This window comes from Phocaeicola sp. HCN-6420, from assembly GCF_037890145.1.
GTDB lineage: Bacteria > Bacteroidota > Bacteroidia > Bacteroidales > Bacteroidaceae > Phocaeicola.
The window spans coordinates 176,729-203,091 of sequence record NZ_JBBKBJ010000001.1 but is presented as its reverse complement, the minus strand read 5'-3'; the positions used below and the strand labels follow the sequence as shown (position 1 = coordinate 203,091).

The following is a 26,363-nucleotide window of genomic DNA, read 5'->3' as shown; positions in this document are numbered from 1 at the left end:
CTCTTGTTGTCCGTCTATTTTATTATTTCCATCTTCAGTCCGTTTCCTTCCGGATTCATGCCGACGTGGATGGTATCTCCATTTTGTGGGTCTTCATTGAGGATAAGTTCTGCCAGACCGTCTTCCAGATTGTTCTGGATGGAACGTTTCAACGGGCGTGCTCCAAACTGAACATCGTAGCCTTTTGATGCGACATAACGTTTGGCTTCATCGTCGATTTCCAGTTTATATCCCAGAGATTCAATGCGTTCGTACAGTCCTTTCAGCTCTATTTCGATAATCTTGGTCAAAGCCTCGATGTCAAGCTGGTCGAATGTAATGATTTCGTCCAGACGGTTGATGAATTCGGGTGCGAACGATTTGTTCAATGCCTTTGTTATCACACTTCGCGAATATTCTTTATCGTCGGTACGAGTCTGGGCAGCGAAACCTATTCCCTTGCCAAACTCTTTCAACTGACGGGTTCCGATGTTTGAAGTCATGATGATGACTGTATTCTTGAAGTCTACGGTTCTGCCATAACTGTCAGTCAAGCGTCCTTCGTCCATCACCTGAAGCAACAGATTGAACACGTCGGAATGTGCTTTTTCTATTTCATCCAGCAAGACGATAGAGTAGGGTTTCCGGCGAACTTTCTCGGTCAGCTGACCACCTTCTTCGTAGCCAACGTATCCCGGAGGAGCTCCTACGAGTCGTGACACAGTGAATTTTTCCATGTATTCACTCATATCAATACGAATCAGCGCATCGGCCGAGCCAAACATCTGCTTGGCAAGTTCTTTCGCCAGATGAGTCTTTCCCACACCGGTAGGGCCAAGGAACAAGAAAGTACCAATTGGCTTATTCGGATCTTTCAGTCCCACACGGCTTCGCTGAATAGCTTTTACCAAAGTATCGACAGCCTTGTCCTGTGCGATGACCTTCGAGAGCAACTGCTCTTTCATACCTCTCAGTCGGATTCCTTCAGCCTGTGCCATTCGTTGTACGGGGATACCCGAAATCATGGAAACAACATCGGCAATCTGATCCTTGTCGACGGTTTCGCGGTTTTCCTTCAGGCTCTCTTCCCAGCGCTGTTTCATTTCTTCCAGCTCACTCATCAGCGATTTCTCACGGTCGCGGAAACTGGCTGCCAGTTCGAAGTCCTGCAAGCGTACGGCGTCGTTCTTATGCGCACGGGCTTCGTCTATCATCCGTTCCTGTTCTTCAATCTCTTTCGGGACAGTGATATTCTTTAAATGTACGCGTGAGCCGGCTTCATCCATCGCATCGATGGCTTTATCGGGGAAATTACGGTCGGTAATGTACCGGTCTGTCAATTTGACACATGCCTGCAGTGCTTCGTCGGTATAAGTAACATTGTGATGTTCCTCATACTTATCCTTGATGTTCTGTAGAATCTGGAGTGTTTCTTCCGGAGTGGTCGGTTCGACGATGACTTTCTGGAAACGTCGTTCCAAAGCACCGTCTTTCTCAATGTTCTGACGGTATTCATCGAGAGTCGTTGCTCCGATACATTGTATTTCTCCACGAGCCAGGGCAGGCTTCAGCATATTGGCTGCATCCATGGAACCTGCGGCAGAACCGGCTCCTACAATATTGTGTATTTCATCAATAAAGAGGATAATATTCGGGTTCTTCTTCAGTTCGTTAAGGATGGCGCGTATACGCTCTTCAAACTGTCCGCGATATTTGGTGCCGGCTACTACAGCTGTCATGTCGAGTGCCACCACGCGTTTGTCGAACAAAATGCGTGATACTTTTTTCTCGATGATACGCAAGGCAAGTCCCTCTACGATAGCCGATTTACCTACACCCGGTTCTCCAATCAGAATTGGATTGTTCTTCTTGCGTCGGCTCAGAATCTGTGCCAGTCGTTCTATTTCTTTTTCACGTCCTACAATCGGGTCCAGCTTCCCTTCCATAGCGGCTTTCGTCATATCTGTACCGAACGAGTCGAGAACAGGTGTGTCATTGTTGGGCTTTTGTTGCTGGGTGCGGGTTGCCGATCTGGATTCTTGTGAGAAAGAAGAACTGTCGCCATTGCCTGTAGGCTGGCGGCGGATGCCTTCATCCTCATCTTCCTCCTCTTCGCCAAAGTCCAGTCCGCCTTGCGGTTCCGCCTTCGGGACGAGTTTATCCATTACTTTTTGGTAGGTAACTTCGTTTTCTTCCAATACTTGCGAAGCTCTATTTTGGTTTTCTCTCATAATGGCCAATAACATATGTTCTGTATCTGTAGTCGGGCTTTTCAGCATTCTCGACTCCAGTATACTCATTTTTAATATTTTTGAAGCTTTTTCATTGAATGTAATTTCTTCTGAATAATTGTCGGAAGCTTCGGCCGCCAATCTGAGTTCATCTTCTATTTCCTTTTTTACTTGTTTCAAATCCACATACAAGCTTTCCAAAATCTGGACAGCTTTACCTTCGCCTTCGCGAATAATGCCTAACAGCAAATGTTCGGGACCGATATAGTTATTGCGTAATCGGTTGGCCTCTTCTTTGCCGAACTGTATTACATCGGATATTCTTTGTGAAAATGGGTTGTTCATAAATTTGAGTCTCTTCCTAAAACACTTTCTTTTTGCAAAGATACATTATATAAATAATATGATTAAGTTCTTTCTTTCTATTTAACAAAAATCATGCCAAATGGATAAGGTTTTTCGCGCAGAAGTAGCATTCTTCAAGTGAACTTTGCCTTTCTGTCTCTTCTTTGACGTTGTTTTGCGGTGTCGTTATTTATATATAACAAATTTTGCCATAGGAAGGTTTCGCGGTAGAATAGCGGCAGAGAGGGCTGTATGGCTAAAACTTCAGCTTTTTTTTTGCCATTTCAATAAAATGTCGTACTTTAGCGTGGTTTTTAATAAGCCAGAGAGATCTAAATAATAACTAATTTTGTTTCAATGCAAGAACAAGACAGAATAATAAAAATCAACATCGAGGAGGAAATGAAAAAGTCGTACATCGACTACTCTATGTCAGTAATCGTTGCTCGCGCCCTTCCGGATGTAAGAGATGGCTTCAAACCCGTACATCGCCGTATCTTATACGGAATGATGGAACTGGGAAATACTTCGGACAAGCCATATAAAAAAGCAGCAAGAATCGTTGGTGAAGTTTTAGGTAAATATCATCCACACGGTGACTCTTCCGTGTATGGAGCACTGGTTCGTATGGCACAGGATTGGGCAATGCGCTATCCGCTGGTCGACGGACAGGGAAACTTTGGTTCTGTTGATGGTGATAGCCCGGCTGCCATGCGTTATACTGAAGCACGTCTGAAGAAGATTGGTGAAGATATGATGCAGGATCTTTATAAGGAAACTGTTGACTTTACGAATAACTTCGATGACACGCTGCAGGAACCAACTGTAATGCCTACTCGTATTCCTAATCTCCTGGTAAACGGTGCTTCGGGTATTGCGGTCGGTATGGCTACAAATATGCCAACGCATAACTTGTCGGAAGTAATAGATGCATGTGTCGCTTACATTGATAATAATGATATTGATATAGATGGTCTGATGCACTACATCAAGGCTCCCGATTTCCCGACTGGAGGATATATTTATGGTATCAGCGGGGTACGTGATGCTTATGAAACCGGACGTGGACGTGTGGTTATGCGTGCTAAGACTGAAATAGAATCACATCCTACGCATGATAAGATTATCGTAAATGAAATTCCTTATAACGTAAATAAGAAGGAGCTGATCGAAAATATCGCAGCTCTGGTAAACGAAAAGAAAATAGAGGGAATTTCGTATGTAAACGATGAGTCAGACCGTGAGGGTATGCGTATCGTAATCGATATAAAACGTGATGCCAATGCAAGTGTTGTATTGAATAAATTGTTCAAGATGACGGCCTTGCAGACCTCTTTCGGGGTGAATAATATTGCTTTGGTACATGGACGACCGAAGTTGTTGAATCTGAAAGATTTGATTCGTCTGTTTGTTGAACATCGCCACGAGGTGGTTATTCGCCGTACACAGTATGATTTGCGTAAGGCAAAGGAACGTGCTCATATTTTGGAAGGCTTAATAATCGCTTCCGATAATATTGATGAAGTCATCCGTATTATTCGTGCGGCAAAGACTCCGAATGAAGCGATAGCAAATTTGATGGACCGCTTCCAGTTGTCTGAAATTCAGTCGCGCGCTATTGTGGAAATGCGTCTTCGTCAGCTTACAGGACTCTTGCAGGATCAGTTGCATGCAGAGTACGAGGAACTGATGAAGCAGATTGCTTATTTCGAAGAAATCCTGACCAACGAGGAGCTCTGTAAGAAGGTTATCAAGGATGAGCTTATCGAAGTGAAGGAGAAATACGGTGACAAGCGTCGTTCTGAAATCGTATATGCTTCCGAAGAGTTCAATCCGGAAGATTTCTATGCTGACGATGAAATGGTAATTACTATTTCGCATCTGGGATACATCAAGCGTACTCCGTTGTCTGAGTTCCGTGCACAGCATCGTGGGGGAGTAGGATCGAAGGGTAGTGAAACGCGCGATGAAGATTTCATCGAACATATCTATCCGGCTACAATGCACAATACCATGATGTTCTTTACTCAGAAGGGTAAATGTTATTGGCTGAAAGTATATGAAATACCGGAGGGCAACAAGACTTCGAAGGGACGTGCTATACAGAACTTGCTGAATATCGATGCAGATGATGTGGTAACTGCTTATCTGCGTGTGAAAAATCTGAATGATACTGAATTTATTAACAGCCATTATGTATTGTTCTGTACAAAGAACGGTGTGATTAAAAAGACATTGCTTGAGCAGTATTCTCGTCCGCGTCAGAATGGTGTAAATGCTATTACAATTCGTGAAGACGACCGGGTTATCGAAGTTCGTATGACGAATGGAAATAATGAAATCGTAATTGCTAATCGTAACGGTCGTGCTATTCGTTTCCACGAAAGTGCAGTCCGCGAGATGGGACGTACGGCTACAGGTGTTCGTGGTATCACTCTCGATGAAGATGGTTCTGATGAGGTTATCGGAATGATATGCATCAAAGATCCGCAGAAAGAAACCATTATGGTTATTTCGGAAAACGGTTATGGAAAACGTTCGGATATTGAGGACTATCGTAAGACGAATCGTGGCGGTAAGGGAGTCAAGACCTTGAGCATCACAGATAAGACCGGAAAACTGGTGGCTATCAAATCGGTAACAGACGAAAACGATTTGATGATTATCAATAAGTCGGGTATCACGATTCGCTTGCATGTGGCAGATGTTCGTATCATGGGACGTGCAACGCAGGGTGTTCGTCTAATCGACCTCGAGAAACGTAACGATCAGATTGGCTCAGTTTGTAAGGTAACATCTGAGACAGAAGAGGAAAATGTAGATAGTGAAGACTCTGTTTCTGTGGATGGTGAACCTTTTAATGAAGAAAATTCTGCTGAAGAAAAGCAAGAATAAATAAATTGAATATATTTGTATTACTAAATCAAAAACAGTTATGAAAAAAGTATTGTTTACTACAGCTTTATTCCTTACAGCATGTGCCGTATCAGCACAGGAAAGTGTTGTGAAGGAAGCTAAATCTGCTAAAAGCGATCCTGTAAAGGCAGCGCAGATTATTGAACCGGCTTTGGTGGATCCTTCAACTGCTAACGATCCTGAAACATGGAAGTTGGCTGGTGATTTCCAGAAAGCAATTTACGATGAGGAAAACATGAAACTTTATTTGCCGGGTGGTCAGGCAGATACATCGAAATTGTATAACAGCTTGGTTAAAATGTTCGAGTATTATACAAAGTGTGATGAGGTAGAACAGGCAAAGGTAAAGAGTGGAGAATTGAAAAAGCCTAAATTGAGAAAGAAATTGTCAAAGACATTGGCTACAGTTCGTCCTAACTTGACTAATGGTGGTTCGGATGCTTACAACTCAGGAAATTATGCAAATGCATTGAAATTCTTTGGCTTGTATGTTGATGCTGCTGAAAATCGGATGTTTGAAGATGAAGCTGCCGTTAAAAACGATACATTGACTCCGTTAATCGCATGTTACGCTGCGTTGGCTGCAAATTCTTTGAATGATAAGGCTGCTGTTATCAAATATGCAACTGTAGGTAAATCTCACAAGGAAGAAGGTTACAGAGCTTTGATGTGCTTGGCTGAAGCTTATGGTAAAGGAGAAAATCCTGATTCAACTCAGTGGTTGGCTACTATCAAAGAAGGTACAGAAAGATTCCCAGCTCAGGAATATTTCATCGGTAACTTGATGGATTATTATATTCAGAAGGGCAGAATCGATGATGGTTTGACTGAAATCGATCAGGTTTTGGCTAAGAATGAAACTCCGTACTTCTTGTATGTAAAAGGTGTACTGCAGTATGAAAAGAAAGATTATGATGCTGCTATAGCAACATTCAATTCTATTATTGCAAAGAACTCGGATTTCGTAGCTGAAGCTTATTCTAAGATTGGTGACTGCTATTTCTTCCCGGCACAGCTTATCGTAGAAGAAAATAGTAAAATTTCTATGGATGATCCGAAGTATGCTGAGAATGAAGCAAAAATCAAAGAGCTTTATGAAAAAGCAAAACCGAACTATGAAAAGGCTAAAGAACTTAAGCCGGATAACAGACAGTTGTGGGGACAGTATTTGCTGAATATTTACTGGAAGCTCAATAAGGCTGAATATGATGCTTTGGAAAAAGAATTAACTATGTAATTAAGGATCATCTAGTTCTTCATATGAAAGGCTGTTTCAAGAAATTGAAACAGCCTTTTTATTTTTAGACTTTGGAATTCTTGTATAAAGATAAAACAATAAAAGATTCTTTGTTGTCGGTCGTAGGGGCGTATTTCTTATTATACAATTAAACATAATCGTGATTATAAAAAATAGAGAGGCGTAAAAATAAAGAAACCCGGCTTATGGTAACCGAGTTTCTTTATCTATTTAATAAACAGATATTTTATCAGCATTTCACTTTTAATTCATTTAAAATGCGCCGCATTTCTTCGAAAGTTGTGATACGCGTTGGAACCAATGGTAAACGCAATCGGTTCTTTATCATACCCATCATACTTAACATAGCCTTTACACCAGCTGGATTTCCATCTACGAATAATAACTTGAATAGTTCTGTAAACTGGTGATGAATCGATAAGGCACTAGCATAATCTCCAGCAAGAGCCAGACGAGTCATACGGCTGAATTCACGTGGAAACGCGTTTCCAATTACAGAAATGACACCTACAGCTCCTAATGTAATCAATGGAAAAGTGATCCCGTCATCCCCTGATATTACATCGAAATTAGCAGGTTTATTTTTGATGATATCATCCATCTGAGTTATATTGCCAGAAGCTTCCTTGATTGCTACAATGTTACCAAAATCACGAGCAAGGCGAAGTGTTGTTTCCGCAGTCATATTAACTCCTGTACGTCCTGGAACATTATACAATACTACTGGAAGTTTTGTTGCTTCAGCTATAGCCTTATAATGCTGATAAATACCTTCTTGTGAAGGTTTGTTATAATATGGTACAGCTACTAATACAGCATCTACTCCTGTAAAATCATCATTTTTTAAGGTGTCAACTACGGTTTGTGTACAATTACTACTGATCCCCAGCAAAATAGGAATACGTCCGTTTACACGCTCTATAACGACTCGTTTTATTTTCTGTTTTTCTTCATTTGTCAGTGTTGGAGTTTCTGCAGTAGTACCCAGTACGCATAAAAAGTCTGTACCGTTTTGTACCTGATATTCAACTAACTTTATCAGGGAATCATAGTCCACACTTCCGTCTTCATTGAAGGGAGTAATCAGTGCGACTCCCATTCCTTTCAACCTTCTTTGTATCATAAGTAAAATATAAATGCTATTTCAAATATACAAAAGTACGAATATTTTCTATTTATACTTCGATTTTATCACTTTTTTGCTTATAAAATAAGGAAATGTCAATTTATTCTTCCCCTATCATTGCCAAAAACTCGTTTTCGTTCTTGATAGGAATGTTAAGCTGCTGTGCTTTTTCCAGTTTACTTGGCCCCATATTGTCGCCTGCAAGAATGAAAGATGTTTTCTTCGATATGCTACCTACATTTTTTCCTCCATGCTTTTCTATTAACGTTTTGTATTCATCACGTGAATGGTGAGCAAATACTCCGCTTATTACGATGGACATCCCTTTCAGTTTGTCTGAGTGTCCTGATAAGTCTTTTTCGTCAGCTTCCAATTTAAGTCCCGACTGGCGGAGACGCTCTACCAGTGTACGATTCTTTTCGTTTGCAAAATATTGGATAATACTTCCAGCTATTTTTTCACCGATTTCATCTACATGAATCAAATCATCAAGATTTGCCGAGGCTAAAGCATCTATTGAGCGGAAAGCTTTGGCTACCTTTTTGGCTACAGTTTCACCAACAAATCGTATACCAAGGGCAAAAAGTACACGTTCGTAAGGAACATCCTTAGAACGAGTAATCCCCTGAATGATATTCTCTGCCGATTTTTCTCCCATACGATCTAAGCGACAAATATCTGCAGCCTGTAACGTATACAAATCGGCTACGTCATGAATCAAACCCTCCTGATAAAACTGGTCGACAGTTTCCGGTCCCAGCCCTTCAATATTCATAGCCCGACGGCTGATAAAATGTTCGATCTTGCCTTTTATTTGTGGCGGACATGCCGTTTCATTTGTGCAGTAATAAGCCGCTTCATCTTCGTAACGAACCAAAGGACTGCCACATTCTGGGCAATGTGTGATAAACTTGACTTTTTCACTTCCTGCCGGACGAGCAGACAGTTCCACTCCTGTTATTTTAGGGATAATCTCCCCTCCTTTTTCCACATACACCATGTCTCCGATATGAAGGTCGAGCGAAGCGATGATGTCGGCATTATGAAGCGAGGCACGGCGAACTACAGTACCCGAAAGCTGAACCGGATCCAAATTGGCCACAGGAGTAATCGCACCGGTTCGTCCTACCTGATAAGTAACTTTTTCGAGTTTGGTAAGTGCACGTTCTGCTTGAAACTTATAGGCGATTGCCCAACGTGGAGATTTTGCCGTATAGCCCAAATTTCGTTGCTGACGGAGCGAGTTTACCTTCAATACGATACCGTCGGTTGCAACCGGAAGGTTTTTACGCTCTACATCCCAATAATTAATAAAGTCGAATACCTCTTGCAAGGTACGTGCCTTACGCGAAACATGAGAGATCTTAAAACCCCACTTAGCTGCCTCCTGCAGATTTTCATAATGCCCGTCGTGTGGAAGATTATCTCCCAACAGATAATACAGGTATGCATCGAGCTTTCGACTGGCTACAACGGCCGAGTTCTGTGATTTCAGCGTGCCCGAAGCTGCATTACGCGGATTGGCGAATAAAGGCTCCTCACGCAGTTCTCGTTCTCGGTTTAATTCCTCAAAAACATTCCACGGCATCAAAATCTCCCCTCGTATTTCAAAGCTTTTTGGATATCCTTCGCCATGCAAGACCAAAGGAATGGAACGGATCGTTTTTACGTTGTCGGTTACATCATCTCCACGTACTCCGTCGCCTCGAGTTACGGCACGTATCAGCTTTCCGTCTTCATATGTTAGCGAAATAGAAGTGCCGTCGTATTTCATTTCGCAACAAAGTTCGAATTCTTCATTCAGCGATTTGCTTACACGTTCATAAAATTCGGTAACTTCTGCCTGCGAATAGGTATTGCCCAGCGAAAGCATCGGATACTTATGCTCCACCTGCGTGAAGTTCTTGTTCAGGTCACTTCCCACACGGACACTCGGCGAGTTGGGATCGTAATGTTCGGGATGCAGAGCTTCCAGATCTTGTAGCTCACGCATCAGCTTATCGAATTCCTGATCGGAGATTACAGGAGCATTTAGTACGTAGTAATTATAATTATGAAGATGCAGTTCTTCACGTAACTGGTCTATTCTTTCAATGTCGGTCATGTTGTAAGTAAATGATGTTTCCTGCAAAATTAGCAAAAATGTCCCAGCGGGCTATGTACGTACGGCGGAAACTTTGTACTTTTGCAAAAAATAACAAGACTTATGAGAATAGATATTATAACCGTTTTGCCAGAAATGATAGAAGGCTTTTTCAATTGTTCTATCATGAGCCGTGCACAGAAAAAAGGCATTGCAGAAATCCATATACATAACTTGCGCGACTATGCTTACGACCGTTACCGGAAAGTGGACGATTATCCTTTTGGGGGATGTGCCGGGATGGTAATGAAAATTGAACCAATAGACCGTTGCATCTCGGCTCTGAAAGCAGAACGTCATTACGATGAAGTCATTTTTACAACTCCCGACGGTGAGCAATTCAACCAAAAAATGGCAAATACACTTTCCATGAGCGAAAACTTGATTATTCTTTGCGGACACTTTAAAGGAATAGATTACCGCATTCGTGAACATTTCATTACGAAGGAAATCAGTATTGGCGATTATGTGCTGACCGGAGGAGAACTGGCTGCGGCTGTCATTTCGGATGCTATTGTGCGAATTATTCCTGGAGTCATCTCCGACGAACAGTCAGCTCTCTCGGATTCATTTCAAGATAATTTACTGGCTCCTCCTGTATATACCCGTCCGGCAGATTACAACGGATGGAAGGTTCCAGACATTCTTTTGTCGGGACACGAAGCTAAGATCCGCGAATGGGAGTTTCAACAGTCATTGGAGCGTACACAGCGTTTGAGGCCGGATTTACTGGAAGATAAATAAGGATTCTTATCCTAAGGTAGAAATAAGGCGGCATATAAAAATGATATCGTAGAAAACGAAAAGGTTTATTTCTCTTTCCTATTATATTGTAAATGAAAATTAACGATAAATAAGCGCTTTGGCAAATCTCCTAAAAGCGAGAATGGCATATGAAGATGATAGACCATAATCACTTCATATGCCATTTTATATATTTACTGAATATCCCGAATTAAATCTTCGTCAAGTCGTCATTTTTAATAGCATAGCATTTGCCGAGTAGTTTGTTCGGCTACATCGTAACCGATAGGGTTGGATTCTTTTCCTTTAGTAATTCGATGAATCTTTTCTCGTTCTTAACGTATAAGTAGTATTTCTTTCCTTTCTGATCTGTTAAGCATACGTTATACCATCCATGAAGAAAGTGGAGTTTTGCGGATGCATAATAACCAGCTTTTATGATGTCTTGTAGAATCAGGGTTTTCAATACAAGATATGGAGTACGTATTTGCAAGATGCCATTCCTTAAAGAATAATAGATACGGCCATATATCCAGGTTGTAACGATTCCAATGAGGATGTAAGATGAATAATGGGACAGAAAATTCGAATCTTCCTGGGGAACTTGGGTGACCAGATTCAGGAAACAATAGAATAGCAATCCACAGAGAAACCATAACAAGATAATGTGACTTCCATATATGAATCTGTTTTTAAGCTTGAAGTTTTCCATATTATTTTGATTTAATGTATGTATAAGCAAATATAGTAAAACTCACCCGATTTCGGATGGATTAAGGGAGAATAATGTAAACTATTACAGTTCGTTGAATCGCTATTTGAAGCGTATCGCCGAAATTTGCCGTATAGAGCGTAATTGGGTTTTTCATGCAGCTCGGCATACTTATTCGACAGAAATTATATCAAGTGGTTCGAGGGCTAGCATTCTTCCCGGCATTACCCCTATGTAGGTTGGGGTCATTGCCTGCAACTGGGGGAAAGATATTCTGCCCATACCATGACAAGACAACAAGCAGATGAACTTCTCAGGAAGGACTTACGTAAGTTCTGCGCCATGTTCCGGCAGTTCGGAAAAGACTCTCTGCTGCTGGTCACGCTTGCCTATAATGTCGGTCCATACAGGCTTTTAGGCAGCAAGAAAATACCCAAGAATACTCTTGTCAAGAAGCTGGAGGCCGGAGATCGGAATATCTATAAGGAGTATGTTTCTTTCCGATGTTATAAAGGCAAGGTAGTTCCAAGTATCGAACGAAGGAGGAAGGTGGAATATCTGCTACTCTTTGAATTCTCTTAATCTGAATCTTATAAACGATTCTTTTCGCTTTGACCAGCACCCCTTCCTTTATATTTGCTCATCGTAGAGTTAAATGCATAACGTATGGTAAACCGAACAGCCTGTGAATCACTATAGTTCCATTTGTCAAGTTTCATTTGAGTTCCATAGGTTATCATTGAATTACGGGCTGTTTTGAATATATCTGTTGCACTAAGCTGGAAAAAACAGTTACCAATTGTCTTGGCTACACCCAGATTTATTTGCCATGACGGTTTTAGTGTAACCACATCCATATCTCCCGATGTATGATATAACATATCACCTGTAATGGTGAAACCTTTTCCGACAGATATGCTGTTGTAGAAATTGATAAACAACAATGGATTGTTCATTCGCAGTTCTGTCCCCATAAATGGTATTTTAAGGTTTTGTCCCATCAGATTAAATTGGAGACGAGGTGACCAGATTGATATTTTAGGGGATAGAGATACCATCGCTGTATATTTTGAGATATGATCATAATTCATATAAGTCATCAGATTTACTGGTTCTCCTTCCTTATATGCTTCAACAATCCCGACTATAGCATCTTTTACATATTGATAGCTTGCTGAAAAGAAAACCCATTTGTAAATACCAGCCATAGAAACATCGTGATTCATTTCCGGTTTCAATAGAGGATTTCCTGTCTCATAGGTAAAGCGGTCGTCATATTGTATATTGCTGCTCAATTGACTATACAGCGGCCGTTTTGTCTTGGCAGTATATGATAGAGTAAACTTAGCTTTTTTAATAGGGAACGTAAAGTCTATATTGGGAAACAAACGATCATATTTTCGGCTTTGCTCTGATATTAAGAGCCCATTCTCATAGTAATCGGATATAGTATGCTCATACCTTAATCCCCCTGAAAGTTCATAGATTCCTATGGAGAAAGTGGCACTTATGAACCCCGCAATATTATGTTCCTTGATATTGTCATCTGCATCCGGCAAAAAATCGTTATAGTTATCATATCGGTCAGTTCTGTTTGTATAGGTGTACTCATAACCGGCCTCAAGTGTATTTTTACCAAAGTCGTATTCCAGGACGGACTTGGAGGCAAACATTGAACTGTTGATGTGATTCAGGCTGCTTATTGTCGATTCACCTTCCGATAAACTGATTTCATCTATTTCCTGTTCAGCTTTATTGCGACTTGAATAATAGTCGTTATTTACAGTAAGCGTCCAATCTCCATATTCGCCTATATAATACATATTCAATATATTTGTCGGCATATTCTTTCTTTTCCAGTATGTATAGTAATCTATTTTATCATCAAGGATACCATTTAATTCGATTGTTTCATTTGTGGTCCAGTCTGAATGATTGTAAGGTGTACCTCGAAATTCATATTTTACTCCCAATACATTCTTAGGGTTAATTTGCCAGTTGAGACCTAAATTGGCATTATAAGTTGTGCTGACAGGCAATATGATAATGTCAGAATTCAGATCATACAGATTATGCCCAGTATTATTTATCATGGTAACATTTTTCTGCTGCTGATATCGTCTTGAATGGTCAAAAGCAAAGGCCCCGAATATGTCAAGATTATTCTTCCTAAAATTGAGTGAAAGGTTGTCCGAATTAGACCAAGAGTGAGCAGCCCGGACGACAGCTTGTATTGAGCCGCTTAATCCGTCTCCTTGTTTCTTGATTGTGCGAACTAATAACACCGATCTTACTTCTGCACCATATTTTGCACCGGGATTACTGATTACTTCCACACTTGCAATATCTTTTGATGATATTCTATATAATTCGCTGTTGTCCGTCAGTTTTCTCCCATTCACATATATTATTGGTGTCCCTTTGCCAAAAACAGTAAATTTGTCATCTTCACGCATAACGCCAGGAAGTTGTCCAATCACATCCATTGCATTCCCGAGCAGGCTCAAAACAGACCCATTTACAGTTGTGATTATGCCACCTTTTGTCAAATGTTGAGAAGGTCGTTGTGCCGTTACCGTAACTTCGTCCAGCAGGATATTGTCTGAAACAAGTACGAGTGTTCCAATATCGTTTTTCTCATCCAGTGTTTTTATAATTGTCTTGTATCCGAGAGCGGAAATTTGTAGAAACTTTGCTTTTGCATAATCGGTAAAAAAATCAAATTTACCACTTGCGTCTGTTACTGTTCCTGCGATATATACGGAATCAGCACCCATCAAAATAACATTTGCAAACTCTACGGGGTTTTGATTCTCGTCACATACCACACCTTTGATTTGCGCCTTGACTGTAAATGGCACAATCATTAAAACAAAAATAAATAAAAGATTTCTTTTCATACTTGCTTGCATTTTTATGACTCAATGCAAAAGTATGATTTTAGTTATAGGGGCTTTAGAACTATGCATTGCAGATTTGTTGCAATGTGCATTTCAGTGTTTCACATTTGTTTCAATGTTTGTATATCATAATGTATATCAGTTTATTATCTACCGAATATAAATTGATACATCTGAGGGTCAAGCTTTTCTTTAAGTCTGCTTTTTCGGGTTCTGATAGCATTTTCCGAAGCTCCCATGCACTTGGAAATCGTTGTATTATTTATTTTCAGAAGACAAAAGAGACATAGTGTCAGATCATCCAGATTGACTCCATTGCCTGTCGCTTTTATATCGATTATCATGTCTGTGAATTCTTCGAATAACTGTTTCCTGAGTTTGTCCCTTTCTGCAGGCGGAAGAAAAGAACCATTGGCATGCTTGTCATTCCCTTCCAATATTTGAAGTTTCTTCATCCATCCATTCCGAATGAAATTGTCTCTGCAAATATCAGCTCTTTTCTTCCAAATCTTAGTCAATTCAGAATTTTGGCCATTCTCAGAATCAATAGATTGTAATTCTATCTGATTGACACGAATCTGGTCCAGTTCTTTTCTTATTTTTATATATCGTTTCTTGTTATTTCTGTCGTATAGGAAGAACAATATTATACCAAAGAATACGATTGACAATATGATGACAATCTTTCTTTGGGTTTTTAATTGAGATTCATGAATGTGTTTCTGTAATAGTAAGTTGTTGCTTGAAATCTCACTATTCAGAGCTTCTTTTCTTGAAATGACTTGTGAAATTGAATCGTTCCTTGAAATTCCTTCACTTGCAGAAACTTCTTCACCCAAGGTGTATTTTACACATGCATTGAGTATTCTAAGACTGTTGTATGTATTGATTGAATACTTATCGGGAGCACTACTATATAACGAATCAGCTTTGTCGCAAAAATATTTTGCAATGCCTGTATGCCTGTTGTTTAGATTGAGAAAACCTAAAGTAATAAACCTTCCCAAACTGTTTTCAGGTAATTCCGTTAAATAGCTTTTGGCTTTTTCGTAATTTACGCCTGGTGTATTTGCATAGTTCAGCACATAGGTTGTATAATTAGATTCTCCTTTATTTTGTTGTAAAAAATCAATGGCACGGGCGATATAAACCAATGCGGAGTCATTTTCATTGATAAAGCCATAGCAGGCCCCAATTTGGTGCAGAGTATAGGCCTTTTGTTGTTCTGTTTCCGCATAAGTTAATGCTTTCCTTGCATATACTATTGCTTTATTGTAATCTTTTTCAGCAGACGGTTCACAATAAATATCTGCCAGTTTCATATTTAAAGAATATAACTGGGTTTTATTTCCCTCACCTATCATATTGATTGATTGCTGAAAATAATAGAACATTGAATCCTGTTGTCCACGCCACATAGACTGATAGGCTTTGAGTTGATAGGCTTTGAATAGCTCTATACTGTCACTATTTTGCTTGAAATAGGATACACTGTTGTCCAAAAGGCTATCAGAGGCAAAGGCTTTGCTTTGTTGAAGTTTTACAGTAGCAAGCAATATTCCGCATCGTGCTCTTTGTTGCTGGGTCAATTTTGAATATGGATATAATGTTTCCAGTATTGTTTGGGCAGAATCGGGATGCTCAACGACCATTGATTCTGCCGTATCCAAAATCCTCTCTTTTTGTGCGGAAGTGTTACATGCACATAACGCCACTGCTAATATAATGATATATAGTATATTTCTCATACTTGTCCCTTTTGATACAAAAGTATATATTTCTTTTAAGAAAACCGTTAAGGAAAAAAGAAAGATCCACGTCCTGCAGTGTCAGCCAGTGTTCGTGATCGTAAGTACATTCAATGGCTTGAGTGTTTCCACCGTGTACTTCTTCTTCGCTTTCTGTAACATGACATTTGATTTTTTGTTAGTCCGGCTTACAGGGGCCGGAGTTCCCATAACTACAGGCTTAAAAAGGTCGTGTTCCGAACATGCAAGGCTTCGGGAAAAAATACTGCAAGCCCTCTGGGGCGAGGATGATTTTTTCCATGAACCCGAAGGGCTGGCCTTGCTTGTACGAGAAGAACACGAATTACCTTTGCCTGTGGTTATGGGAACTCAGCCGCGGTATGACTTCTCTTTTGAGGTATGTTTGTGTGGTGAGATTATGGCCTTTTTATTCGGCCTTTTCAGAAAGAAATGTTCTCTTTGCAAATGAAATAATGAGTTGTTTGAAAGCATGAGAAATATAGCGGTTCGGAACAGTCCGGCTTTTTTTTATCCAAAACTTGCCTGATTACAAATAGAGAAATGCGATTTATTTAGGGGTATACTCAGCTTAGAAATCTTCTTCTAAAATTCTAATATATCGTTGGGCTATGAGATGATTGAGCAGCTTTCAGAGGGGATAAAACAATGTTTATTTTTCCTGCAACAGATATAGAAATTTATGTATAAAATTGCTGACAAATGAAATGCCTTATAAAGGATTACTTCAATAGCTTGTATACGAACGAAACGCATCTATATGGCTCTTGTCGAAGAGGACTCTATACGATGAACTGGGAACGTTTGCATCATTATGAATTGTATGGCGTAGATTCGATATGGGATGAGATATGGACGAAGAAGTGTATCCCATAGTATCAGGCTGATGATGAAACAGGAACCGGTTGGATGACGTGAAAAGAACAGATATGAGAGGTTTACGTTTTCAGTTGCTTATACTTTTGTTTGAAGAGATAGATTAAAGGAGTATTCAGGAGAGCCCAAAGTTTTATTGTTGGTTGGGAATCGTTTGCAGATTAGAAATATGAGTTAAAGATTTTTTATTGCTGAGAGATTCTTTATAAGACACGGATTCTACTATAGAGTTTTAATGACTGCAATGAACGGATAGGATAAAGTCTGAATTGTCAGGGGAGCTATAGGCATGTGTTTGTTTCCTCTTGATCTGAGCTAATGATCGCTACAGACTATTTACAACTAAATTTGTTAGCGAGGAAAATATTTTACAATTTATACGGAAAAGAGAATGGAGTAATAATTCATATCTCTGTATAATAAAGAAGAGGTACTTAGATCATCCTTTCTGATATATGCACCTCTTCTTTATTAGCTATAGAATCCTACAGAATCTCTCTGTCAAAATATTTTAAACTTCTAGCGCTCCTATAATGTCGCGTACAGATGAATAGCCATGACGATCCAGATAGTCGTTGATACCATCAGCGACCTTCACTGTGATAGCCGGGTCAATGAAGTTGGCGGTTCCTATCTGGATGGCAGTAGCACCTGCCAACAGGAACTCAACGGCATCCTTCCAGTTCATGATACCACCCAGTCCTATTACCGGAATCTTTACGGCTTTGGCTACCTGCCAAACCATTCTCAAGGCAATCGGTTTTACGGCTGCACCGCTCATACCGCCGGTTACGGTCGACAGGATAGGCTTGCGCTTTTCAGCATCGATAGCCATTCCCAACAAGGTATTGATGAGCGATACACTGTCGGCTCCTGCACCTTCTGCAGCCCGTGCAATTTCGGTGATGTCGGTTACGTTCGGCGAGAGTTTTACGATCAGTGTCTTATGGTATACTTTACGTACGGCACTTACTACTTCAGCAGCTCCATGTGCCGAAACGCCAAAGGCCATACCGCCTTGTTTCACGTTTGGACAGGAAATGTTCAGTTCAATAGCCGGAATATTTTCCAGTTCGTTGATGATGCTTGCCGTTTCGGCATAGTCTTCCACTTGTGAACCCGAAACGTTTACAATCATATTTGTACGGATGTCTTTAATCTGCGGATAGATGTGGTCTACAAAGTAATGTACACCTTTGTTCTGCAATCCTACGGCATTCAGCATACCCATAGGAGTTTCTGCCATACGTGGATATGGATTACCTTCACGATGATGGAGAGTGGTACCCTTTACAATGATACCGCCAATCTTTTCCAGGTCTACAAAGTCCTGAAATTCCAGTCCATATCCAAATGTACCCGATGCAGTCATCACCGGATTCGACATTTCTAATTTACCGATGTTTACACTTAAATCTGCCATAATAGTTTCTTTATATTAAATACAGGACCTTCTTTACAAACACACACATGACCTTCGTCGGTCTTTTCTACGCAACATAAGCAAGCTCCGACACCACATGCCATCGTATTTTCCAGCGATACTTCGCACTCGATGCCGTTTGCTTTAGCATATTTGGCAACTGCTACCATCATCGGTTTGGGACCACAAGTGTAAATCATGTTGAACTTATGGTCTTTCAATACGCTGTGCATAGTTACATAGCCTTTTTCTCCCATACTTCCGTCTTCGGTAGTGGTGTATACATCACCAAACTGCTCGAATTGTTCCAGTTGCAGCAGATCGTTTTTGGAGCGTGCACCCAGCAGGAAAGTCGGCTTGCATCCCATCTTCAACAATGCTTCACCCAAATATAGCATTGGGGCAGTACCTACGCCACCACCTACCAGAAGAACTTTCTTGTCGGGAGTTTCCGGCAAGGTAAAGCCATTACCCAAAGGCAGTACCACATTTACTGTGTCACCTTCTTTTACAGTTGCCAGCTTGCGTGTACCGTCACCTACCAACTGTACAAGAAACCATACCTCATTGGTCTTTCTGTCTACATAATTAATGGAAATAGGACGCCGTAAGAATGTCGTATTTGAGCCGTCTATACGGATTTCGGCGAACTGCCCCGGAAGCATTTCCGGCAACGGGGTTGACTGAGTCAGCTTGATCAGAACATAGTTTGTATGCAAACGAATGTTCTTTGTTACTGTCAAATCTAATATGTATTTCTTCATAAAACTATAGTAAATTCGTTTCGTGATGCAAAGATAACGAATTTACTCAGTATCTTTCCCTTTGTCTGTGGGAAACTCCCTGATAGAAATGAAAAAACGTCCGGATGTTAGAAAAGACATCCAGACGTTTGCTTAACTCATACTGAAATCAAAAACTTTTGTGTGAAAGATGTCTTCTTGATACCTAACATCTTCCTTTTCATTTCAGCCTTATGCTGCAAAGTAATTTCCCATATTACATTTTTTCAGGTTTAAACACCTGATACGTACCATTGTCGAAGAAAATTCTTATTTCAGTAATTTTCGGGTGAGGCTTTTCTATGTATCTAATTTCCTCACGTACAGTTTCTTTAGGTGTATATACAGGCGTTTCTGGTGCATTTTCCTTGCGAAAATCAAAAAGAATCGGACTTCCGGTCGATTTTTCTGGATTCTCATGGTCTTGTGTAAGCTGCGCTGTTGGGGTATTTGAGTTTTCTCCGCTTTCCATTTCGCCTTCTCCATAGAGCAACCATTCGATGTTGACATAAGGACAGGCTTTATGGATACGCATCACTACATCAAGACTCGGTTTGTTTCTACCATTGAATATATGAGATAACGAAGAGGTTGAGATTCCAATCTTTTCGGCAAATTCGGCATTACTCAAGCCTTCTTTCTGCATTATTTGTATAATACGGTCCTTCATTAACAAATGGAATAGGTTATTTATCTGTTTACAAAGGTAATATTTAATGTTTTCTTTTGCAAATTTACATGTATAAAAGTTTAAGACAATTGGACTTTATAAATGTAAACCGCAAATAACATTCCGAATCTTTACTTATGTAAATTATAGAAGATATTATGAAGTTTCTACTTTAACATATTATTATATCTATCTGATATAGACGTATTTATTGGTGTAAAATACATTTGTTATACGCGAATATGCCCTTTTTGAGGAAACAAATGTAAATTTGTTAAAGCTTTTCTTATTATAATGATAGAAAAGCACTGGTTATAAGACTATTTTATCCTATAATTATTAACCGAATAAAACCTTATTTACATATAGAATTGTATACAAAACAAATGGCCATCCCCTCTCCTATTCAAGTAGTTAGCTGCCTCGTTTTTATATTTATGTACTTCTTTGGACTGCTTTACAAATGTATTCAATACATTTGTGCACAAATACGCTCCAACAATTGTAAACAAAGAGCTTTTATCATCTGTTGAAGATTGCTTAATGACCAGTGTGCATTATACATTCGTAAAGGGAATATTTAAGAATCACTCGCACATTTTGCCAGAAGGTATTTATGTATTTTGATGCTATCGTTACACTGCTCCTTTGATATACTATAAATTTGTTTTTCTCCCCCAAACAATCCAAATACCTCAAAGCTCTCAGATTTTAAAAATCATGACCGATGAGTCGTTTGCTCCCAAATTTTAAAATCTCGCAAAGGCATAAAAAAAACCTCGGTTCTGTATGTTTGGTTGTCAAACGTACAGAACCGAGGCTTTCCCACAAGCAGCGATCAACGTCAATGGAGAATCATAAAGATAAGTTCCCTCAGCAGTTCGCCGTCCGGTATCGATGCATTTCCTATTCCTTTCGACTTGGCATCACACATGCGGATTGCTCCGATGATTTGCATCACTTTCACGCCCGTATATTTTCTCATGGCAAGCATGTAGTCTTTGGCTTGCCAGGCAGAACGCAGACCCAGTTGTGCGGCGATTCCTTGCTCCGTTTTTTCGGGTGCATAGTACGCCAGCATCAGGTTTGCGTAGAAATTGAAGAGAACGGCCAAGGTGACTTGGAGCGGATTGCTTTTCGGATTTTCTTCAAAATAATTTACTATTTGATTTGCCTTCAGAATATCTTTGGCGATTAGCGCGTTTCGCAATTCGAAGTTGTTATAGTCTTTACTGATTCCGATATTCCGTTCTATTTGTTCCGGTGTAATACGTTTTTGTCCCGATGGTAGAGTGATAATTAATTTTTCCAATTCACCCGCCATCCGGTTCAAGTCAGTACCTACAAATTCGGCCATCATCTCCGCAGCTTTCGGTTCTATTTCTACTTGCTTGCGCTTCAGATACGAGGAGATGAATCCGGGGAGTTGTGCATCTTTCAGCTTTTTTGATTCGAACAGAACCCCTGCCTTTTCAATTTCAGCTGTAAGTTTTTTTCTTCGGTCAAGCGCTCCATGTTTGTAACAAATGACCAAAATAGTAGACGGCATAGGCTTTTGCAGGTAGTAGACCAGCTCATCCAGATTCTTTAAGTTTTGAGCTTCCTTTACTACCAGCACCTGATATTTCGACATCATCGGATAACGCTTTGCGCCGTTGATGACGGTGGCGATATCTGTGTCTGCACCATACAGAACCGTTTGGTTAAACTCCTTTTCAGTATCGGTCAGCACGCTGTCCATAATGTAATCGGAGATGCGATCGATATAATAGTCTTCTTCTCCCATCAGAAAATAGATGGGAGAATAGACCTTATTCTTGACGTTTCTGACTATCTCTTCGTATGTTACTTCTTTTGCCATGATAGTAAAATTACCAGTCAAATTTCAGATGTTTCACAGTCTTCTTTTCATCGATAATCATACGCAGGGCATCGATACCGATTTCCACATGTTCGTCTACGAATTGCTGTGTAACGAGTGAATCACTCTTTTCTGTTTTAACGCCTTCCGGTATCATTGGCTGGTCGGAAACCAGCAGCAAGGCACCAGTCGGAATATGGTTTGCAAACCCGGTTGTAAACAAGGTTGCCGTTTCCATATCCACCGCCATGGCACGCGTCTTCAGAAGATACTGTTTGAAATTCTCGTCATGCTCCCAGATACGGCGGTTGGTCGTATAAACCGTACCTGTCCAATAGTCGCGTGAATGGTCACGGATAGCAGACGAAACAGCACGTTGAAGCATAAACGCAGGCAAAGCAGGAACCTCGGGCGGATAATAATCGTTCGACGTTCCTTCCCCGCGTATGGCCGCAATCGGAAGGATTAAGTCGCCTATCTGATTTTTCTTGTCTATTCCCCCACACTTGCCCAGAAAAAGACATGCTTTGGGATGAATGGCACTCAGCAAATCCATGATGATAGCCGCATTCGGACTTCCCATTCCAAAGTTGATGATGGTCATACCTTCTGCATGTGCCGAAATCATGTTAGCATCGCGTCCCAGAATAGGCACGTTAAAACGATCTGCAAATATCTCTACATACTTATTGAAGTTTGTCAACAGAATATATTCTCCGAAGTCTTCTAGTTTTCTTTTTGTGTATCGCGGCAACCAGTTTGCCACGATTTCCGCTTTAGTTTTCATGATATTTCACTATTTTTGTATGAAAAACAATATTGTCTATTATTGCAAATTTACGAAATGTTGGCATTAAACTTACCACCTTACTCGTTTAAAATCTCTAATAAAGAAGGGAAAAAGTATATTTTCGACGTGCTGCGTAAGAAATACGTAGCCTTGACACCTGAAGAATGGGTCCGGCAGCACTTTACCAATTATCTGCTGGTACATAAGGGCTATCCGTCGGGCTTACTGGCAAACGAGATACAGATTAACCTGAACGGTACTAAAAAACGTTGTGATACCGTGCTGTATAACCGTGATTTGACCGCACGGATGATTGTGGAATACAAGGCTCCCGATGTAGTTATTACTCAGGCTGTCTTCGACCAGATAACACGTTATAACATGGTGCTTCGGGTAGAGTATCTGATTGTAACGAACGGCATTAATCATTATTGCTGTCGGATAGATTATGCTACCAATTCGTACGTGTTTCTGCCTGAGATTCCGGATTACGCTTCTCTGTAATATTTTCCAAATGTTTTATAGTGTATGAATATTACCATATCGTTTAAAATATACAAATCTGTTATATATTGATATTCATGTAGTTTTCTTTTGATAATCCGACTGATAAATGTGCGTAAAAATTACCATAGAATAAAGAAAAAACGGCAGGATATCCATTCTGAAAAGGAATAAAAAAATCCGACTCCTTTCTGCATGATGGCAGAAGAGAGTCGGATTGAATATTCTCAATCAGTCGGCAGACCGATATTATTTGACTTTTGTTTCCAGATGTCTTTCAGGAACTACACCAGCCAGTTCCGGGTCGATCATGATACGACCACAGTATTCGCATACGATGATTTTCTTGCGCATACGGATATCCAACTGTTTCTGAGGCGGAATCTTATTGAAGCAACCACCACAAGCATCACGCTGAACGTAAGTAATACCCAATCCGTTGCGAGAGTTCTTACGGATACGTTTGAATGCCTGAAGCAAACGCGGTTCGATAGTTGTTTCCAGATTTTTGGCTTTTTCTCTCAGCTTTTCTTCTTCCTGCTTAGTTTCAGAAATGATTTCTTCCAATTCGTTTTTCTTAACTTCCAGATCTTTCTTTCTCTCTTCCAGAGCTGTATTGCTCTTTTCGATTTCTTCTTCCTTAGCCTTGATTGAAGCAGTGTATTCTTTGATACGCTTTTCGCACAATTCAATTTCCAGGCTCTGGAATTCGATTTCCTTCGTCAATACATCGTATTCACGGTTGTTGCGTACGTTGTCCTGCTGAGCTTTATACTTTTCTACAGAAGCCTTGGCGGTTTCGATTTCAATCTTCTTGCTGGCAATGTTTGACTTCAGTTCCTCGATTTCGGTCTTGATTTTTTCGATGCGTGTGCTCAAACCTGTCACTTCGTCTTCAAGGTCCTGTACTTCAAGAGGCAACTCTCCTCTCAAGGTCTTGATCTTGTCGATTTCAGACAGCATTGTCTGCAACTGATACAGTGCTTTCAGCTTTTCTTCAACGCTCAGTTCGCTGGGATCTTTTTTTGCTTCTTTAGCCATAGTTATTATAAATATTTGATGGGATTTGTGTTGACACTCGTCATGCTGACGTTAAGTGACGGAAACATTTCCCGTATGATTGAATAAAATATTTCTTTTGTATATTGTTCGCTTTCATAATGTCCTATCTCCGCCACGAGAATGTCGTTTTCGTAGCTGAAATAGTCGTGGTATTTCACTTCACCGGTGATAAACACATCAGCGCCGCTTGCTACAGCCTTGGGCAGCAGAAAAGCGCCTGCTCCTCCGCAAAGTGCCACCTTCCGTATCATCCGTCCGCTGGTATGCGAATGCTTCACACAGCCCACCTCGAACGTCTGCTTGATACGTAGCAGAAAATCGGTTTCAGCTTCCGGTGTGGGGAGTTCTCCCACTACGCCCGAACCTGCTTGTGTCCAGGCATTCTGTAGCGGATACAAGTCGTATGCCGGTTCTTCGTACGGGTGGGCAGCCAGCAATGCACGCACCACAGCTCCTTTCCGGAAGGCCGGAAGAATGGTTTCGATGCGCATTTCTGCTTCTTCGTGCAGTTCTCCCTGCTTGCCGCAGAACGGATGTGTACCCTCGCCTGCACGGAAAGTCCCCTTTCCTTCCAGATTATAGCTGCAAGAATCGTAGTTGCCTATACACCCGCACCCTGCTTTGAACAGTGCTCGACGGACTTCTTCTGCCTGCTTTACAGGGACGAACGTCACCAGTTTCAGCAGAGCATTGTCCTTAGGTTCCAGTATCTGCAAGTTCTTCAAGCCTATCTTTTCGGCTATTTTATAGTTCACTCCCTGAGGAGCATTGTCCAGATTGGTATGCATCGAGAAGATTACGATATCGTGCTTGATAGCCTTCATGATGCAGCGTTCCACATAATCCTTTCCGGTTATCGACTTATATCCCTTAAAAATCAAGGGATGATGTGATACAATCAGGTTGTACCCCAGCGAAATGGCTTCGTCTACCACCGCTTCGGTTACGTCCAGACACAACAAAGCCCCTGCAGCTTCCGCGTCTGTCAATCCGATTTGCAGTCCGGCATTGTCGAATCCGTCCTGCAAAGGCAGAGGCGCGAACATCTCAAGGGCATCTACTACTTCCTTAATTTTCATGTTTCGCGAAAATTTTCATGCAAAGATACGAATTTTCTGTGATACATACACTACAATGCTTTACTTTTTATTGTTTTTAAGGTGCAGGAAAAGGATTTTCGTTCCGGAGCAGAATCTCATCGTAAGGCGGGCATACAGATAAAAAGGTGTCGGGATATCGCCTGATGTTTTTGTACAAACTTTTTTGTTTTTTGTACAAAAAATAAAAAAAGATGCCGACGTTTTTAGACGAACTTGCCGGGAAACGATGAGGTTTTCCGGCAAGGGCAAGAAAAGTCACAGGACTTTTAATGAATGATTATTCTTCTGTATCTGGAAACGAAGGACACGAAGTTAAAGCATGATCTTTTCCAGATCATCGGGGACGTACACATTTCCCGAAAACTCCTGTCGGGCTTCGGCAGTATAGCGCTCTTTACGTGTAGCGAGTGTCTTGTCTTCGGTGTGATACAGCAGCAGATTCTTTACATCGAGTGATGAAGCAAGTCGTCCGGCATCGAGGGCAGTGCTGTGATGCTTTTCGTAAGGCTTGAAGCGTTCACGGTCGTCGTACAGACAGAAAGCCTCGCACAGCAGCCAGTCGGCTCCTGCCACATAGTCGTGGTTCAGTTCATTGTACGGCTCGTCGCCCAGACAAACCAGCTTTTTTCCGTCGGGCAGTGTCGTGCGAAACCCATATTGTTTTTCTTTTGTTGAGGCTATGTCGAAACACTGCAAGCTGAATCCTCCGGCTTCGAAGCACATGCCGTCGGTTACGGTGTGCAGTTCGATACCCTTTCCCAGTCGTGCCACAATTTTGGCAGGCAGCGTCATGCGACAGATCCAGTCGAGTACCTGTATCGCCTTGTCGTGTCCATATACATGAAAGGTACCTTCGTACTTTCCGGCCTGCATGAGTTGCGCAATGACACGCACTACCCATATCGCTCCCAGTATATGATCGGTGTGTGCATGGGTAAGGAACATGGCATGAATATCGGTCAACGGTATGCCTGCCTTCTCGAGTTGTACCAGTATACCATTTCCTCCTCCGGCATCTACCAGCAGTGTCTTATCCTGACATCTCAGGGCGAAGCAGGTATTATAGCATCGGGTAACCGCCGCATTGCCGGTTCCCAGCATGACAAGTTCTGTAGTTTCGTTTGGTTTCATAAGTTCTTCATTGAATGATTGCGACAAAAAAAGAGCAACAACTA

The 26,363-nt window shown here is 40.9% G+C and carries 18 protein-coding genes and 1 pseudogene; 6 read left to right on the top strand and 13 right to left on the bottom strand.

Features of this window, described 5'->3' with window-relative positions; genetic code table 11:
* Window positions 1–14: 14 nt before the first annotated feature.
* Window positions 15–2,555 carry an ATP-dependent Clp protease ATP-binding subunit gene (locus WKT12_RS00860; protein ID WP_340318511.1) on the bottom strand — a complete coding sequence of 847 codons (2,541 nt, stop codon included), beginning with the start codon at window positions 2,553–2,555 and terminating at the stop codon, window positions 15–17.
* 357 nt (window positions 2,556–2,912) lie between these two features.
* Here WKT12_RS00860 and gyrA point away from each other — a divergent pair, with 357 nt between their 5' ends.
* Together gyrA and WKT12_RS00850 are read left to right on the top strand one after the other, a co-directional pair.
* Window positions 2,913–5,450: a DNA gyrase subunit A gene (gene gyrA / locus WKT12_RS00855; protein WP_340318510.1), complete on the top strand. Its 2,538-nt coding sequence runs from the start codon at window positions 2,913–2,915 to the stop codon at window positions 5,448–5,450.
* 40 nt (window positions 5,451–5,490) lie between these two features.
* Complete coding sequence (locus tag WKT12_RS00850; protein WP_340318509.1) at window positions 5,491–6,708, top strand: tetratricopeptide repeat protein; 1,218 nt, start codon at window positions 5,491–5,493, stop codon at window positions 6,706–6,708.
* A gap of 250 nt (window positions 6,709–6,958) precedes the next feature.
* Here the strand turns inward: WKT12_RS00850 and dapA are convergent, their stop codons facing one another.
* Both dapA and ligA read right to left on the bottom strand, forming a co-directional pair.
* Window positions 6,959–7,852 carry a 4-hydroxy-tetrahydrodipicolinate synthase gene (gene dapA / locus WKT12_RS00845; protein ID WP_340318508.1) on the bottom strand — a complete coding sequence of 298 codons (894 nt, stop codon included), beginning with the start codon at window positions 7,850–7,852 and terminating at the stop codon, window positions 6,959–6,961.
* A gap of 103 nt (window positions 7,853–7,955) precedes the next feature.
* Window positions 7,956–9,959 carry an NAD-dependent DNA ligase LigA gene (ligA, locus tag WKT12_RS00840; protein WP_340318507.1) on the bottom strand — a complete coding sequence of 668 codons (2,004 nt, stop codon included), beginning with the start codon at window positions 9,957–9,959 and terminating at the stop codon, window positions 7,956–7,958.
* Between the two features lie 102 nt (window positions 9,960–10,061).
* On the opposite strand from ligA, the gene trmD reads away from it, so the two are divergent.
* Window positions 10,062–10,742, top strand: a complete 681-nt coding sequence (gene trmD, locus WKT12_RS00835; protein WP_021971837.1) for a tRNA (guanosine(37)-N1)-methyltransferase TrmD — start codon at window positions 10,062–10,064, stop codon at window positions 10,740–10,742.
* Between the two features lie 883 nt (window positions 10,743–11,625).
* A pseudogene (locus WKT12_RS00830) lies at window positions 11,626–12,036 on the top strand (lysozyme); the annotation flags it as partial.
* An 8-nt stretch (window positions 12,037–12,044) separates the two neighbouring features.
* Here WKT12_RS00830 and WKT12_RS00825 read toward each other — a convergent pair.
* On the bottom strand, window positions 12,045–14,354 hold the full coding sequence (locus WKT12_RS00825) for a TonB-dependent receptor domain-containing protein (RefSeq protein ID WP_340318506.1): 2,310 nt from the start codon (window positions 14,352–14,354) through the stop codon (window positions 12,045–12,047).
* A 146-nt stretch (window positions 14,355–14,500) separates the two neighbouring features.
* Window positions 14,501–16,102, bottom strand: a complete 1,602-nt coding sequence (locus tag WKT12_RS00820; RefSeq protein ID WP_340318505.1) for a hypothetical protein — start codon at window positions 16,100–16,102, stop codon at window positions 14,501–14,503.
* A 720-nt stretch (window positions 16,103–16,822) separates the two neighbouring features.
* On the opposite strand from WKT12_RS00820, the gene WKT12_RS00815 reads away from it, so the two are divergent.
* Window positions 16,823–16,996, top strand: coding sequence for a hypothetical protein (locus tag WKT12_RS00815; RefSeq protein ID WP_340318504.1), 174 nt, complete (start codon window positions 16,823–16,825; stop codon window positions 16,994–16,996).
* 511 nt (window positions 16,997–17,507) lie between these two features.
* Here the strand turns inward: WKT12_RS00815 and WKT12_RS00810 are convergent.
* The 5 genes from WKT12_RS00810 to WKT12_RS00790 form a co-directional block, all read right to left on the bottom strand.
* Window positions 17,508–18,419 (bottom strand): dihydroorotate dehydrogenase, encoded by a 912-nt coding sequence (locus WKT12_RS00810; RefSeq protein WP_021971845.1) that lies wholly within the window; start codon window positions 18,417–18,419, stop codon window positions 17,508–17,510.
* On the bottom strand, window positions 18,407–19,183 hold the full coding sequence (locus tag WKT12_RS00805) for a dihydroorotate dehydrogenase electron transfer subunit (protein WP_340318503.1): 777 nt from the start codon (window positions 19,181–19,183) through the stop codon (window positions 18,407–18,409). The genes WKT12_RS00810 and WKT12_RS00805 overlap by 13 nt, the downstream gene beginning before the upstream one ends.
* Before the next feature lie 235 nt (window positions 19,184–19,418).
* The gene (locus WKT12_RS00800; RefSeq protein ID WP_340318502.1) at window positions 19,419–19,871 is read right to left on the bottom strand and encodes a helix-turn-helix domain-containing protein; all 453 of its coding nucleotides are present in this window, start codon (window positions 19,869–19,871) and stop codon (window positions 19,419–19,421) included.
* An 844-nt stretch (window positions 19,872–20,715) separates the two neighbouring features.
* Window positions 20,716–21,732, bottom strand: a complete 1,017-nt coding sequence (holA, locus tag WKT12_RS00795; RefSeq protein WP_021971848.1) for a DNA polymerase III subunit delta — start codon at window positions 21,730–21,732, stop codon at window positions 20,716–20,718.
* A 10-nt stretch (window positions 21,733–21,742) separates the two neighbouring features.
* Window positions 21,743–22,519: an AMP nucleosidase gene (locus WKT12_RS00790; RefSeq protein WP_021971849.1), complete on the bottom strand. Its 777-nt coding sequence runs from the start codon at window positions 22,517–22,519 to the stop codon at window positions 21,743–21,745.
* 57 nt (window positions 22,520–22,576) lie between these two features.
* Between WKT12_RS00790 and WKT12_RS00785 the strand changes: the two genes are divergently transcribed.
* On the top strand, window positions 22,577–23,026 hold the full coding sequence (locus tag WKT12_RS00785; RefSeq protein WP_021971850.1) for a type I restriction enzyme HsdR N-terminal domain-containing protein: 450 nt from the start codon (window positions 22,577–22,579) through the stop codon (window positions 23,024–23,026).
* Window positions 23,027–23,275: 249 nt separating this feature from the next.
* Here WKT12_RS00785 and WKT12_RS00780 read toward each other — a convergent pair whose 3' ends face one another.
* From WKT12_RS00780 to WKT12_RS00770, 3 genes are all read right to left on the bottom strand, one after another.
* On the bottom strand, window positions 23,276–24,067 hold the full coding sequence (locus tag WKT12_RS00780; RefSeq protein WP_021971851.1) for a zinc ribbon domain-containing protein: 792 nt from the start codon (window positions 24,065–24,067) through the stop codon (window positions 23,276–23,278).
* 5 nt (window positions 24,068–24,072) lie between these two features.
* Window positions 24,073–25,167 carry a Nif3-like dinuclear metal center hexameric protein gene (locus WKT12_RS00775; RefSeq protein WP_340318501.1) on the bottom strand — a complete coding sequence of 365 codons (1,095 nt, stop codon included), beginning with the start codon at window positions 25,165–25,167 and terminating at the stop codon, window positions 24,073–24,075.
* Window positions 25,168–25,500: 333 nt separating this feature from the next.
* Window positions 25,501–26,319, bottom strand: a complete 819-nt coding sequence (locus WKT12_RS00770; RefSeq protein WP_021971853.1) for an MBL fold metallo-hydrolase — start codon at window positions 26,317–26,319, stop codon at window positions 25,501–25,503.
* Between the last annotated feature and the right edge of the window lie 44 nt (window positions 26,320–26,363).

Bases quoted from the DNA above. Each gene is read 5' to 3' on its own strand.
- WKT12_RS00860 (WP_340318511.1), bottom strand. From the start codon at position 2,555: ATGAACAACCCATTTTCACAAAGAATATCCGATGTAATACAGTTCGGC.
- gyrA (WP_340318510.1), top strand. From the start codon at position 2,913: ATGCAAGAACAAGACAGAATAATAAAAATCAACATCGAGGAGGAAATG.
- WKT12_RS00850 (WP_340318509.1), top strand. From the start codon at position 5,491: ATGAAAAAAGTATTGTTTACTACAGCTTTATTCCTTACAGCATGTGCC.
- dapA (WP_340318508.1), bottom strand. From the start codon at position 7,852: ATGATACAAAGAAGGTTGAAAGGAATGGGAGTCGCACTGATTACTCCC.
- ligA (WP_340318507.1), bottom strand. From the start codon at position 9,959: ATGACCGACATTGAAAGAATAGACCAGTTACGTGAAGAACTGCATCTT.
- trmD (WP_021971837.1), top strand. From the start codon at position 10,062: ATGAGAATAGATATTATAACCGTTTTGCCAGAAATGATAGAAGGCTTT.
- WKT12_RS00825 (WP_340318506.1), bottom strand. From the start codon at position 14,354: ATGAAAAGAAATCTTTTATTTATTTTTGTTTTAATGATTGTGCCATTT.
- WKT12_RS00820 (WP_340318505.1), bottom strand. From the start codon at position 16,102: ATGAGAAATATACTATATATCATTATATTAGCAGTGGCGTTATGTGCA.
- WKT12_RS00815 (WP_340318504.1), top strand. From the start codon at position 16,823: ATGAAATGCCTTATAAAGGATTACTTCAATAGCTTGTATACGAACGAA.
- WKT12_RS00810 (WP_021971845.1), bottom strand. From the start codon at position 18,419: ATGGCAGATTTAAGTGTAAACATCGGTAAATTAGAAATGTCGAATCCG.
- WKT12_RS00805 (WP_340318503.1), bottom strand. From the start codon at position 19,183: ATGAAGAAATACATATTAGATTTGACAGTAACAAAGAACATTCGTTTG.
- WKT12_RS00800 (WP_340318502.1), bottom strand. From the start codon at position 19,871: ATGAAGGACCGTATTATACAAATAATGCAGAAAGAAGGCTTGAGTAAT.
- holA (WP_021971848.1), bottom strand. From the start codon at position 21,732: ATGGCAAAAGAAGTAACATACGAAGAGATAGTCAGAAACGTCAAGAAT.
- WKT12_RS00790 (WP_021971849.1), bottom strand. From the start codon at position 22,519: ATGAAAACTAAAGCGGAAATCGTGGCAAACTGGTTGCCGCGATACACA.
- WKT12_RS00785 (WP_021971850.1), top strand. From the start codon at position 22,577: ATGTTGGCATTAAACTTACCACCTTACTCGTTTAAAATCTCTAATAAA.
- WKT12_RS00780 (WP_021971851.1), bottom strand. From the start codon at position 24,067: ATGGCTAAAGAAGCAAAAAAAGATCCCAGCGAACTGAGCGTTGAAGAA.
- WKT12_RS00775 (WP_340318501.1), bottom strand. From the start codon at position 25,167: ATGAAAATTAAGGAAGTAGTAGATGCCCTTGAGATGTTCGCGCCTCTG.
- WKT12_RS00770 (WP_021971853.1), bottom strand. From the start codon at position 26,319: ATGAAACCAAACGAAACTACAGAACTTGTCATGCTGGGAACCGGCAAT.